Source organism: Bdellovibrio sp. ZAP7, from assembly GCF_006874645.1.
Taxonomy (GTDB): Bacteria; Bdellovibrionota; Bdellovibrionia; order Bdellovibrionales; family Bdellovibrionaceae; genus Bdellovibrio.
In genome coordinates, this window is sequence record NZ_CP030082.1 from 3,344,306 (window position 1) to 3,357,275 (window position 12,970).

General features: G+C 45.2%; 14 protein-coding genes. 4 read left to right on the forward strand and 10 right to left on the reverse strand.

Features of this window, described 5'->3' with window-relative positions:
• Positions 1–178: 178 nt before the first annotated feature.
• The 4 genes from DOM22_RS16055 to DOM22_RS16070 all read right to left on the reverse strand — a co-directional run bounded on the left by DOM22_RS16055 (position 179) and on the right by DOM22_RS16070 (position 2,923).
• Positions 179–1,285 carry a CpaF family protein gene (locus tag DOM22_RS16055; protein WP_142701345.1) on the reverse strand — a complete coding sequence of 369 codons (1,107 nt, stop codon included), beginning with the start codon at positions 1,283–1,285 and terminating at the stop codon, positions 179–181.
• Positions 1,286–1,302: 17 nt separating this feature from the next.
• Positions 1,303–1,821, reverse strand: a complete 519-nt coding sequence (locus DOM22_RS16060; protein WP_246845695.1) for a cupredoxin domain-containing protein — start codon at positions 1,819–1,821, stop codon at positions 1,303–1,305.
• Positions 1,781–2,059: a cytochrome gene (locus DOM22_RS16065; RefSeq protein WP_142701346.1), complete on the reverse strand. Its 279-nt coding sequence runs from the start codon at positions 2,057–2,059 to the stop codon at positions 1,781–1,783. Before DOM22_RS16065 ends, DOM22_RS16060 begins: the two co-directional genes overlap by 41 nt.
• Before the next feature lie 246 nt (positions 2,060–2,305).
• Entirely contained in the window at positions 2,306–2,923 is a 618-nt protein-coding gene (locus tag DOM22_RS16070) for a hypothetical protein (protein ID WP_142701347.1), read from the reverse strand.
• 136 nt (positions 2,924–3,059) lie between these two features.
• Here DOM22_RS16070 and DOM22_RS16075 point away from each other — a divergent pair, with 136 nt between their 5' ends.
• Positions 3,060–3,884: a thioredoxin domain-containing protein gene (locus DOM22_RS16075; protein ID WP_246845696.1), complete on the forward strand. Its 825-nt coding sequence runs from the start codon at positions 3,060–3,062 to the stop codon at positions 3,882–3,884.
• Positions 3,885–3,966: 82 nt separating this feature from the next.
• Positions 3,967–5,778, forward strand: a complete 1,812-nt coding sequence (locus DOM22_RS16080) for a SpoIIE family protein phosphatase (RefSeq protein WP_142701348.1) — start codon at positions 3,967–3,969, stop codon at positions 5,776–5,778.
• Here DOM22_RS16080 and DOM22_RS16085 read toward each other — a convergent pair.
• From DOM22_RS16085 to DOM22_RS16100, 4 genes are read right to left on the reverse strand one after another with little or no spacing between them, the layout of a single operon-like run.
• Positions 5,753–7,507, reverse strand: coding sequence for a hypothetical protein (locus DOM22_RS16085; protein WP_142701349.1), 1,755 nt, complete (start codon positions 7,505–7,507; stop codon positions 5,753–5,755). The two genes, DOM22_RS16080 and DOM22_RS16085, sit on opposite strands and share 26 nt — an antisense overlap.
• Positions 7,504–8,490 carry a hypothetical protein gene (locus DOM22_RS16090; RefSeq protein WP_142701350.1) on the reverse strand — a complete coding sequence of 329 codons (987 nt, stop codon included), beginning with the start codon at positions 8,488–8,490 and terminating at the stop codon, positions 7,504–7,506. Before DOM22_RS16090 ends, DOM22_RS16085 begins: the two co-directional genes overlap by 4 nt.
• A 2-nt stretch (positions 8,491–8,492) precedes the next feature.
• A complete protein-coding gene (locus DOM22_RS16095) occupies positions 8,493–9,017 on the reverse strand; it encodes a hypothetical protein (protein ID WP_246845697.1) in 525 nt (174 codons plus the stop codon).
• A gap of 59 nt (positions 9,018–9,076) precedes the next feature.
• A complete protein-coding gene (locus tag DOM22_RS16100; protein WP_246845698.1) occupies positions 9,077–9,967 on the reverse strand; it encodes a lipopolysaccharide assembly protein LapB in 891 nt (296 codons plus the stop codon).
• Positions 9,968–10,052: 85 nt separating this feature from the next.
• Between DOM22_RS16100 and DOM22_RS16105 the strand changes: the two genes are divergently transcribed.
• Entirely contained in the window at positions 10,053–10,667 is a 615-nt protein-coding gene (locus DOM22_RS16105; protein WP_246845699.1) for a hypothetical protein, read from the forward strand.
• Here DOM22_RS16105 and DOM22_RS16110 read toward each other — a convergent pair.
• Positions 10,661–11,614, reverse strand: a complete 954-nt coding sequence (locus DOM22_RS16110; RefSeq protein ID WP_142701351.1) for an OmpA family protein — start codon at positions 11,612–11,614, stop codon at positions 10,661–10,663. The two genes, DOM22_RS16105 and DOM22_RS16110, sit on opposite strands and share 7 nt — an antisense overlap.
• Positions 11,615–12,421, reverse strand: a complete 807-nt coding sequence (locus DOM22_RS16115; RefSeq protein WP_246845700.1) for a motility protein A — start codon at positions 12,419–12,421, stop codon at positions 11,615–11,617.
• A gap of 159 nt (positions 12,422–12,580) precedes the next feature.
• Here DOM22_RS16115 and DOM22_RS16120 point away from each other — a divergent pair, with 159 nt between their 5' ends.
• Positions 12,581–12,967 carry a hypothetical protein gene (locus DOM22_RS16120; protein ID WP_142701352.1) on the forward strand — a complete coding sequence of 129 codons (387 nt, stop codon included), beginning with the start codon at positions 12,581–12,583 and terminating at the stop codon, positions 12,965–12,967.
• Positions 12,968–12,970: the final 3 nt, after the last annotated feature.

Here is a 12,970-nt window from a genome sequence, read left to right on the forward strand (position 1 = left end):
GAAATAACTATATTATGCTTAAACCAGATGACGCGGATCAGTCAGAAAATCAACCAATCCTCTGCATTTTAGGGCCTCGCCAGTACTTTACAGATCTAAGCACGACTCATTGAGTCGGTTAGGTGGAGTTAAGCGGCGATTATATGCGGCGCGGCCGTAAGTAGGACCTGGCACCTTTTTAGGCAGCTTTGTTGAACTTGGCTTTGGGGAACGGAAGTTTGTTGTCGATTATTTCTTCCATGAACGTTGGAACGTTTCCAGTTGCTTCCAACTTACCTTCAAGGGTTCCGTCGGGACGACGTACTAATCGTCCCAGTTCAAATATTGGAACCACATCGTAAGAACCATCGGGCAAGAAGCCACGAACTTCACTGATCGCACCGATACGACGTGAACCGTCTCCGTAACGAGAGATTTGTACGATCAAATCAATTGCGGATGCCACTTGTTGACGAAGAGCACGCTCGCTGATTTTGCCATCCCCGCCTTGAGCCAAAGCTTCCAGACGTACGATCGCATCTTCAGGCGAGTTCGCATGCACCGTGCCCATACAACCCTTGTGACCTGTGTTCATCGCATTCAAAAGCTCAAGAGCTTCGCCCGAACGAACCTCCCCGACGATGATACGATCAGGACGCAAACGAAGAGCACTCTTCACCAGATCTTTGATCGTCACTTCGCCTTTGCCTTGCGCATCGGCCATACGAGTTTCAAACATCACCAAGTGTTCATAATCGACCTGAAGCTCTGATGAGTCTTCGATGATCAACACTCGCTGACCTTTGGGTATACGTGAACACAAGAGCGACAACAATGTCGTCTTACCGGAACCGGTACCACCGCTGACGATAATGTTTTTCCCCAAAAACATCGCGATATCTAAAAAGCGTGCGCCGTCTTCAGAAATTGTGCCCATTTTGATGTAGTCATTGAAAGTAATTTTAGTGCTCGTAAATTTACGAATCGACAGAGTCGTGCCTTTACGGGACATCGGTGGAATCACCGCTGCGATACGGGACCCATCCGGCAAACGCGCATCCAAGCGAGGATTCTCGTCATTGATACGACGGCCGACAGATTGTGCGATAGAGTTAACGGCGGCACGCAGGTCGTCTTCGGAAGGAAACTTTTCAGAAACCTTTTCGAGCTTACCTTTGCGTTCGACGAAAATTTCACTGGGACCATTTACAAGAATCTCGGAGACACCCGGGTCATCAAGATACTTCACAACAGGACCGAGGTTCTGCTGAATAGTCTGCTTGAAAACGTTCGACTGATCCGACATGGGTGCACCGATCGTAATTAGTTAGAAGCGGGTTTTCTGCCACCTGGGACAGAATTCGCATCTGAATAAATAATGAATTTACCTTGCACTGCTGTTTCAGGGCATTGGTAAGAGAAGATACCGTCTGTTTTCGGCATCACATTGAAAGTCTTCTCTTCACCAAACACAGTGTTATGGTGTTCAGAAAATGCATCCAACACGAAGCTAACGTTTTTCTCTTTACCGTTCACGTTCACCACGTGAATGCGATAGTTGTTACCCTTTTTCAGGCGCACAGTTTCTGGGACGAAACCTTTTTCTGTATTCATGATAACGATATCCTGAGTCGGCTCGACCGAGTCGAACACGTTGCTCAAAATACTTACGGATTGATCTTCTTTGATACTGGCAGGCAAGCGATCTTCGTTCGTCACCTTGTTGAAATCAACCTGACGACGAGAAAAATCAACTTCCCAGGCATTAGCCACGCTGGTGATAAGCAGAGCTGTTACAAGACTAGTGCAAATCTTTACGGTCTTGGAATTCACAAAACTCACGAGCGACCTCCATAGCGATATAACTTACGGATCTTTGATCCATCATGTGTAGCTTTTGGATAAGTAGATCTTTGTCTCCACGGCAACCGTTGATGCTTTGAAAAGCTTCACTCAAAAGTGCTGGGTTTGCCATCATCTCTTTTGTGACTTCTTGCCAATCTAATTTAAGCACAGGATCAATTGCGCCCACGCTGTAAAGTGCATCGAACATAACTTGTAAATCGCCTTGAAGAAACATTGAATCCTCCATCTGCTGCACTCTGATTTTTTAAATCAAAGTGGAGAGCATCCTGCTCCCCGTTACCTATTGTTTCTATCGGTAGGAGTTCATTAGAACTTGAGTCAATTTGAGGCGATTTTCAGAGAGTTGAGGAGGTCTTTGTTTTGACGCTGGTCTCTGGTCAGAAAGTACCAGAGACCAGTCGGGTCGAGGGAAAATTTTGCCGGATTTACAGTTTATCCGACGAACTTATGGCGAACTTATCTACTTCTTTTTCTTCTTCTCGTCTTTAGAGGCAGCTGGCTTCTCTATTGGATTCTGCTCAAGCACACGCTTCGCCAAATCCGATGGTGAATCACCCACTTTCATGCCACGAAGACTACGCTCATTTTTTGCCTCTCGGGTCATTTCAATTTTTGCGTCGCGGATTTTTTCTAAAAGTTTGCGCTCAAAACCGTTGGATTTTGCGTAAGGTTTAGATTCAGCAACGAAGTTTTCCAAAAAGACAGCATACGTGTTTTGAATGACAGGTTTGACACCTTTAGGATGCTTAAGTGCATCAACGGCTTCATCAACCAGGATCGTCAACGCGTTCTCCCATTGATCCAGTTCATCCAACTTCGTGCGCAATGGACCGACGACCTTATCAATCATGTCATCCGTTCCATCTGGGCGCGAGAAAACGGCTTGAAGGGCTTCCTTCAAGGGTACGTATTTCTCGTCATGCAGCTGCTCTGATTCCTGGATCTTTTCATTCACGAGCTCGTTCATCTGATCGAGATCTTTAGTCGCCAGGGTTGCGTAGTTTGCGATAAGACCGGCTTGTGCGTGAAGGCAAAAAGCGGTCACGAATGTTGCTAAAATAAAATTTGGTTTTTTCATAGTTTCCAGTCTAAACACACAGAAACTTCACGCAAGTCCAATCACTTCATGCAGCACGGCAAGAATAGGGTACAGGACTTAGGTTCAGGTTTTTTTCCTTCCCTCGTGGAAAATACATGGCACAATGGGAGGGCTTTTGAGTTTTAACAAATTAAATTCCTTTATGGAGGCGACATTGAAAGCATTTAAATTAGCAGCAGTTTCAGCGTTGGCACTTTCCCTTGTGAACTGTGCTCCATCCGCAAAACAACTTAAAGAAGTAGTAGAAAAAGATCCAAGCATCGTTTTCGCAGCTATCGAAAAAGACCCTGAGCAATTCATCGAAGTGGTGAACAAAGCAGCTCAAGGCGCTCAAAAGAAAGCTCAAGAAAAAGCTATGGCTGAAGAAGGCAAAAAGCGTGACGAAGAGTTCGCAAGTCCTTTGAAACCAGCTATCGACGACAGCCGTGTATTCTTCGGTCCTAAAGACGCGAAAATCACAATCGTTGAATACTCTGATTTCGAATGCCCATACTGCTCTAAAGGTCACGCGACAGTTGATGAAGTTATGAAAGCGTACCCTAAAGACGTTCGCGTAATCTACAAACACTTGCCTTTGGATTTCCATCCTATGGCGATGCCTGCAGCACGCTACTTCGAAGCAATCGCAATGCAAGACCATGCGAAAGCTGAAAAGTTCTACAACATCGTTTTCGAAAACCAAGGCGAACTTCGCACTAAAAAAGAAGCATTCTTGAAAGATGCTGCGAAAAAAGCTGGTGCGGACTTGAAACGTGTTGAAAAAGATCTTAAAGACGAAAAAATCACTAAAATCATCGAAGCTGACATGGAAGAAGCTAAAAAATTCAACTTCTCCGGAACTCCAGGCTTCTTGATCAACGGCGTTTCCCTTCGTGGTGCGTATCCGTTCTCTGAGTTCAAAGACATTATCGACCGTCACTTGAAAACTGCGGCTAAATAATCTCTTTGCACAGGGTGCACTGAAGAACCCACAGCTCTCAAGGCTGTGGGTTTTTTTATTTGCAAAAGCGCAACGATCTTTCATGATTAATTTGCGTTTGCTCAATGATGAGCCCGCAGAGGAATCTGCAATGTCTTTAAAAGTAAAATTTCTGCTGATTGTTTCGGTTCTTTTAATCGCTTCTTCCGCGACTATCTTTTTCTTAAATCGTGAGACTTTTCTCTCTGACAAACGCTCTTATGTCTATGCCAATGCCCTCGAGAGAATCGATGGAATCAGTCAAAATTTTGATCAGGATTTCAATACCAGTTTCGAAAGAATTCGCTCCGCACTTCAGCTTTTTGATGCCTCTACTCAACAGTTCCCTCCCCAGGTCAAAGCCCTCGCCAACAACCAAAAATGGGGTGATATTTCGATTTATGTCGCTCAAGAAGGTTTCCCACTGCGTCTTATGGACGTTCTCGGAACACAAATTTCCACCTCGGAAGCAATCACCAGCCGACTAACTTCCTTGAAGGAAAATGAGCTCATCGTCGAAAGCGACATTCAATTTCCTGACAAGCTCACCGTCATGTTTCGCCAGGGTCCTTACCGAGTTTACGCAAACTTGAACTTCCCTTTTTTTAAAAATCTTCAAAGCCGCAATGAAGTCGCCCTCTACCTGGCTAAAACCAATCAATGGTGGTTTCCCGCCTCTACCAATGATGGTTTCAACTCCATCACGCCCCGCCTGAATGAATTTTTTCAGCAAAGCTCCAGTGGCGTGAAGGACATCGACTTAAATAACCGACGTTATCTGATGTCTTTCAAAAAACTATCACAGCTGGATATATATGTTTTTGAAGTTTTCGATAAGAAAAGTATTTTCTCAGTCGTCGATTCCATCATGAACAAAACCTTGGCTGCGAGCTTGATCATACTGGTGATCGGCTTGGTTGCCGTCTTCCTTTCCATCGATAGTCTTACGCAAAACCTGCTTCGCCTGGCAAATGCCATGAGTGAGTTTTCAAAACACGGGACTGCGAAGCCTTTGAAAATCACCAATAAAGATGAAGTTGGGCAAATGGCGGAAGTTTTTAATTCCATGCAGAGCAAGATCGAAGGACTGCTGCAACAGACTCAGGAGAAAGCACGAATGCAGGCGGAACTTGAGACCGCCAAAGAGGTTCAGACGACTCTGCTTCCGAAAATGAAAATGGAAACAGAGGCGTATTCCCTGAAAGGATATTATCACCCCGCTTCGGAGTGCGGCGGCGATTTGTGGTTTCATAACTGCGCCGATGATAAAATTTTTGTATTTATTGGCGATGCAACCGGACACGGAGTTCCGGCTGCTTTGATCACGGCGGCGACTCGCTCCATCTTGTCCTTGACGGTAGATGAAAAAATCTGGAGCCCGGGAAGAACGTTGGGTCGGATCAATCAAGTTCTGTGTGACGTCGCCAAGGGAGAGAAAATGATGACCGCCTTTGCCGCCACAATCGATTTGAAGGCAGAGACAATCACTTACGCCAATGCTAGCCACGAACAACCGCTTTTACTTCCTTTAAGTGAAGAAGGACGCAAGTTCAAAAAATCAGATATCACATTGCTGGGCGAAGTAAACGGAAAACGACTGGGACACGAGAAAGACACCGTATACGAGGAGATTTCAACCGATTTCAAATTAGGGCAAACTCTTTTTGCCTACACCGATGGTTTGACTGATGCCGAGAACACTAAGAAAGAACAATTCGGAGAGCGCACCGTATTTAAGTTGGCAGCGGATGCTTGTACAAAAGGATCTCAGCGAAGTCTTCACGATCAAATAGCCAAACGGATTGCTGAGTTCACTCAGGAAATCGAACAACCCGATGACATCACTTTCCTTAGCCTTCATTTGCGCGAATCTTAGTCACTTTGACGGCTCCATCAATCAGATCCGTCATGGTGATGGAGCGATACTCCAAGATCGTTTCAATTTGCAGGCAAATTTTTCTGCGCGTCTCGGCCGTGATTTTTTGTGAAGGAATCAGGGCCATATCACTAAGCTCTCTCTCTAAAATCATCGCTTTTTTCTCTGGCAATGCCGACAAAGCGGCGTTGATAACGGGGCGTTGAGAACGGAAAAATGCTCCGTAAAGCATTTCCACTTCAAACAGCCCCAGTACCTCAGACAGAATGTCTCCTGGTACCAATGCGACGTCTTCAAAAATCAAAATCGAACGACGAACACGCTCCAACTCCGCAGGATTTTCCGCCGCAAATAGTGTCAGAATATTCATTTCTTCCTCTGGTGACATACCACGGATGACCTTTGACAAGACTGTGGCACCATCCACCTTCGGTTCCGGCTTCAGACGGATTTCGTGGACACGTTGTTTGAATGCTTGAATCACAGACTGCAAAACGTCGTGAGGGATCTTTTCAATGCGAGAGAGCTCGCCCATCACTCGGATTTTCTTATCTCCCTCCAGAGTTGCCAATATACCGGCTGTAACTTCTGAAGGTGCATGCAGACACAGTATCGCAATATTCTTGGCACTTTCTTTCTCCAGGATTTGGGTTCGTTGCTCATCACGCAATTTTAAAACGAAATTGAACGGACCGGCTTCGTCTTCGGCCATTTCGTGTTCGATGTAAGATCCAAGCAAGGATCGATAAGTTTCTCGCACGCCTTTTTCAATTTGTGCTGGCAACGGATCACCAGAGCGCTCTTTGACCGAACGCCCCATCCGAGCCCAAGCCATTGCTGGAATTTCTGTAAAAAGATGCTTTGCTGTATCCCAACCGATAAAGTCCATCAGGTAAGTTGTATTTTCTTCGGCTCCTTGCAAGCAATACTCAGCAATGGCTCGAGATGCCATTTGCGGATACTGAGTTCCAATTTGAATGACGTGCTGGCGCACACTTTCCAAATCCATATCCCAAACCATATCGTCTGATTTGACTGCGACCACTGCATCAGCGATTGCACTTGCCACGGGCGGAACAACGTCAGGTGCTGAATTTGGTTTGTCATCAGGCTCATGAACGTATTCATGGTTTTCTTTGATGTCTTTCTTCGGATCTGCACTTTTACTGCGTCTCCAAACTGCAAACATCAATCCGGCAACAGCTAACAGAGACAAAATTACCACCAGCATCCACGTTTTCCACGTCAACTCTGGCAACTGTTTCGGTGGTTCTTGAACTTTGGGATCCATGGGCAATTCGATGCGACGGATATTTACGGCGTCACCGGCTGTGGAATCCAAATGGAGCTTAGAGACCAAAAGATCACGGATCACCTTCTCCACTTCCGGAGAAACATTGCGCGACAAAACCACGCTGATGTCGGTCTTGGCTTTCATTTCGTGAAGCTTATTTGCAGCCATGGGAGCCACGGGCACATCACCCATCATCGGCATACCTGGAAGATATTGAAGCTCTGCTTCCTCGTGAAACTCTTTCAGCTTTTTTTCATCTCGATCCAGTTCGACTGAAACAACCAGGGTATACTCTGTGGGACGAAGAATTGTATTCAGCACCGAGCGGGCTCTGACCTCGTACAGACTTTCCAAGGAACCAATTTCTTCGATGTACTGTGCTTTCGCAACCAGGGACGAAAGCACAAGTGTCAGAACTAAAATAATGTGCTTCATTTAGCGCCTCCTGAAATAGTCAATAAAGAAAGAGCCATACTTTTGGTCTCGGGATAACGCGATTGATTGGCAATGCGCTGGACATCGGAGCGATACTTATCGACGAAGTTCAATTCGCGAACCCCCACTAAGAAAGCATCTTCCGCGTTTTCATTATCGTCCGAATTTTTTGCCAAGGATTCCAAATGACCACTCAAATCTTCCTTAATCAGTTGATGACGAATCACCAATTGTTTAAAAATCATTGCCCGATATTGTTGCGGATAAGATTTAAAGTTCTTAGCCACTTCATTCCATAACTCGGCCGCTGCTTTTGCATCTCGCATTTGAGCAATCAACACAACGCCTTGATAGGGATCTTGTTTGGAGGTGATTTTGTCGCGAATGATCTTTCGACCTTTTTCAGGCAAGGGATTCAGACGCAACAACGTCTCACCCACAATATCTTTCTGATTTCTTTGACCTTCGGCAGTCGCCACGCCATAGAAATGCGACAGCGATTTTATCGTCTCCTCCGGTAAGGAACTAAACTTCAATAGAACTTTAGACGCATAACTAAGAGCCTGAGCCTCCGGTCCCAATACCGGCTTTTCACGCTTGCCTATCATGTATTCTGCAATAGCGTCCTGTAGGCCCTGCAAAGACTGTTTTTCTTCGGGTTTCCACTCAGGTTTGGTCACATCAAGAATATAAATACTCGCCTGAAAAAAAGAGATATTGTCCTGGACATTCTTGTTCAGGCCAAACATCGCACGCAGTTGTGCAAAGTCTTTTGCTTTCCAGGCTTTTCCAACAGGAGAATCCAAGTGGGTTTTTAACGCCATTCCCGCGTTAAGCTGTGCCGCTTTTAGGACTTCAATGCCACCTTCATGAGAAACTCCTGTCGTTTTCACAACCACGCGATCTTTACGAAGCAAATAGCCCGCTGTTACGGCAAGTCCAATCAAAACAATTCCCGACACTACAACATTTGTCTTTTTCATACTCACTCAAAGCCTACAAAGCGCAGGCCAGCAAAAAGAGTCATAAATTGATAACTGACACTGTCTTCTTCACTCGAGGAGGCCAAACTGCTTCCCAAAGCCACTTGTCCAACCAAAAGCATGTTGGACATTACCGGGATCTCGACCCCGCCCCGCACACTCAAATCCAGCAACGAAGCATTTAATTTATCCACGGCCAAATTACTTAAACCTAAATTCATAGCGACGAAAGGAGTCGAACGCCACACCTTCGCCTGTGTGCGACTGTCCAATACGGTGCGCATTCCGTTCACGCCCATTAAATAATAGCGAGCACCAACCGCAATTCGCGTGAAGGGCAATTGCAATCCCCCGGCATCGGTGATTTCCATAAATGACAATGTCATCGCCGTATTAATAGAGGGATTGTTGATGCTGTAGTTTACTTCCACCGTCGTAGAAGATTCCAATGACTTAGAAGTCTCCAAACGAGAAAAGTCGTACTGCAGGCTGGTGATCCCCAGACTGGCATCCCAATCTGATGTCATATACGCCCACGCTGGACTCGAAACAAAAAGTACAACAAGAATCCCCCACAGTTTATACATCATCGGACCTGTATATCTCGGCGACGCTTTTCTATCTCAACATTCGAAGCAGGATATCTCATCTCCGCTCCCGTTTGCGGAAGAGGTGCCATTCCTAAACGTTTATAAACATCAGACAAATATTGATAAGCTACTTTATTATAGGGATCAATCTTCAGGCAGCGCTCCCAAGCGCTCTTGGCTCCTTCAAAGTCCTTCTGCAGATATTTGATGGAACCTTTCAATAACCACGCATTGTTGGAGTACTCATCCATTGTGAGAGCTTTGTCTACTTCCGCCAGGGCCTGCTTATAGTCACCCTTCATGATAGATTTCTGACCTTGAAAAATAAGTCCCACCACCCGTTCACTGCGATCACGATCTTGAGTGGGCATGCCGCCGGACAAGCGCGGCGAGAACAACGCATCTTTATAAAATGACGATGTATTTTCCAACAGAGCCACGCGCAATTTTACCTCGGCAAGTTCGGCTAAAAGATCTTCCATCTTTTTGTCTTCGGGCTTTTTCTTATCGTCTGGTTTTGGCGGCTGTTGATCCTGTTTCTTGTCGTCGTTCTTAGCTAGCTCTTCGGCCTTCTTTTCCTCGTCAGACAAGGGATCCAGACGTGCTTGTACGGCAATGCTTTCGCCTTCATTGACCTTCACCATGACTTCTTTGGTACGATAGTTTTGTTTTTCAAAGATCAGGAAGAACACATCACCCAGTTTTGATTCCTCCTGAATATTCAGCGGAGAAATTCCCAGTAGTTTTTTTTCATTGGTCTGCATATCCTTAACGTATACCTTTGAACCTTGAGGATAAGATTTAATGGAATACTTTCCCGCGCAGGCCGAAACCAACACTGACGAAAGAATAAGGAACAACATTTTCAGTTGTTGTCTCAGAAACATTTCCATATCCTCCATGACATGTGAAACTGATTGAAGCGGCTCGCTGATTTCATTCTCCTAACCAGAGAGGAAAAAAACATATTCTATGAAACCATTCTTCACTTTGGTCCTAATCTTACTGTTCGGTGATGTTTCGGGTGCTAGTATTCAGGCGCCGATGCTGAGAGCAAAGCTCTCCATGTACAATACAACTGTATCTGCCGGAGAGTTGGTGCATGATGAAACCTTGGGCAGCATGATGACAATTCAACCAACGCTGTTGTGGGATATACCCTCCATGAATTCTCGCGTGGGTGTCCACTATATCCTTGATATCAATAGTAAATACGGAGCCACTCCGATCTCAGGTATCGGACTCAGTGGCTACTACTATTTTAAAGGATTGTCTTCGGCTTATGAAATCAGTCCAGACGAAGTATTACTGCAGAAATCTCGTCCAGGAATATTTACCTTTGCAAGCTTTACTCCGGTGAACTTCAATCTGAATAAACTGGATAAAAGTGATCCAAATCAATCGTTCTCTTTCAGTGCCCTGGTGTATGAATTTATTCTGGGTGCTGGTTTTGAATACCCTTTAAAACCAAACTCCTTGCTTTCATTCGAGCTTTCAATGAGAGAGGGCTCCTCAGCCTCGAATGACCTTACGGTCAAGTATTCGGGGTTTGGAGCCTCCTTGGTATTCTCGACTTCGTATTACTGAGCTTTTTGCTCGTAACTCTTAGTTTTTGTTTCGAGAGCCTCGATTTGCTTCTCGAGCTTTTGTAACTGTTGTTCTTTACGCTTCTGCTCAGCCTGCTCGCGGTATTTGCGCTGAGCTTCTTCAAACCGAACCTTGGCGAGTTTCATCTTGTCCTGAAGCTCGTTTTCTTTCTTTTGACGTTCCACTTCTTCTTTAGTCAGCTGCTTCTTAAACTGTTGCTGCTGCAGGCGATAAGCCTCTTCCGGATCCAGCAATTTCACTTGCACCACCACCCGACGATTGGCAGCCTTGTTGATCTCAAGCGGATTTCCCTGAGCATCTTTTTCAGGAGCCACAGGATGAGACGAACCAAACCCCACGGCTGCCAGTACATTCGAACTCAGACCGCTTTCTTCAAAGTATCTGACCACTGAGCTAGCACGCATTGATGAAAGCTCCCAGTTTGATTTAATCACGGAGCTCTGCATAGGATCGCCATCGGTATGACCTTCGACACTGATTTTCTCAACACTTGGAACCGTTCGCAATGCCGCCACTACTTGGCGCAAAGCGGGTTTAGCAGCCTCTTTCAACTCGGTCGCACCCGATTCAAAAAGAACATTGCCTTCGAATTTAAGTTGCAAAGTATTGTCAGAGCCTTTGGAGACCTCGACACCTTTCATTTCGCCTGAACCCAGTAAAGCCGTTTTTAGCTTTTGCTCGGCCTCGAGAACCGTGCTGATTTCCTTGATGTTACCGCCAAAGTATTTAGCGACTTCTTTACGAACCAAATCGAAACGTGTGTTATCAAAACGAGAAAGCGAATACATCAAAACGAAGAAACCAAACAACAAAGTCATCATATCAGCGTAACTGACCAGCCAATTGGATTCGTCGTGAGCACTGTTGTGCTCCTGACCGTGTTCGTCATCATGGTGACGACGATAATTGCGTTTATGCGCACCCATCTAAGCCACCTTTTTCAACGAACCAACATCACCACCGTCTTGTCTTTGTTGCGGAGGCAGGAAAGACTTCAAATATTCTCGGATAAACATCGGGTGCTTCTTTTCATGAATCAGTAAGACACCTTCTTTAATAATCTCACGCAACGTCAAGTCCGCCTGAGAAACGCTGGAAAGTTTCTCTGCAATTGGAAGCAACACTAAGTTGGCTGTCAACAGACCATAGAAAGTTGCAACCAGAGCTGTAGCCATGGCCGGACCGATGCGATCCTGAGCACCCGGCTCTCCCAGTGTTTGCAAAAGAGAGATCATCCCCAACGTCGCACCCAACAAACCGAATGCAGGTGGGAATCTGGAGATCGTCTGCCATACTTTGATTTCATCAGCATCACGTTTCTTTTTACCACGAACGGCATTATGCAAAATCTCGTCTAGCTCTTCATGATTGAAACCATAATCTAACAAAAGATGGACACCGTCTTTGAGAAAAGGATGGTCCGTCGGCTTCATCATAGCTTGAAGAGACTTAGGATCCTTGCGATATGACTCTGACAGAGTCACGATTCTTTCAATCGATTCATTATAGTTGATGGCCCGTTCGCGACCGAAGTACTTACGAGCGATAATTTTCAGCGCGCTCCATAGACTTTTGAAGTTGAAACTCATCAAAGCCACTGTGATCGTACCACCGATGACCAGGGCGATCCCGTGTGGATCTGCAAAAACTTTTGGGTTCTTTGCACTGTCCATGATCGCAAAAGCTGAAATACCTACCGCAGCAATTAATCCCAGTAATCCTGCAAAGTTCATAGCGCCTCCAAATAGAGCTCGAAATATTTACATACTAAATCGTAAGAAGAATTGATTCGCTGAACTGTACCTAGGCTTAGATTTCCAAATTACCTCACGATTGCTTTTTCGAAAATGCACTTCGCATTTATACTAAGAGCACTAGCAAGGATGAAATTCATGACCGTAGCTATCACAATCGTTTTTATCGCTATTTGCCTCGTAGAAATCGTTCTTATAATCAAAGAAGTTCACCGAACAACAACGAACACTTTGTCGAAAATTGAATCTCCAGAGCTCATCAGTGAGACTCAAGTCCTCGCTGAAAAACTGGCAGTTACCACTCAAAAATTGGAAGAGGCGCAAAGAGAAATTCAAGGTATCAATGTGCTTTGGAATAAAAGTTTACAAGTAGAACAACGCCTACGGGCTGATCTAGAAATTGCAAAAGTGCAGCTGACATATCTGGCTCAAACGCTTTTAAAAGCTAAGTCGGGTAAAACACAAACAGCTTACTGGACTGAAAATGAAAAAGCATCCCATCTTATCCAAAAGGATTTCATGTAAATC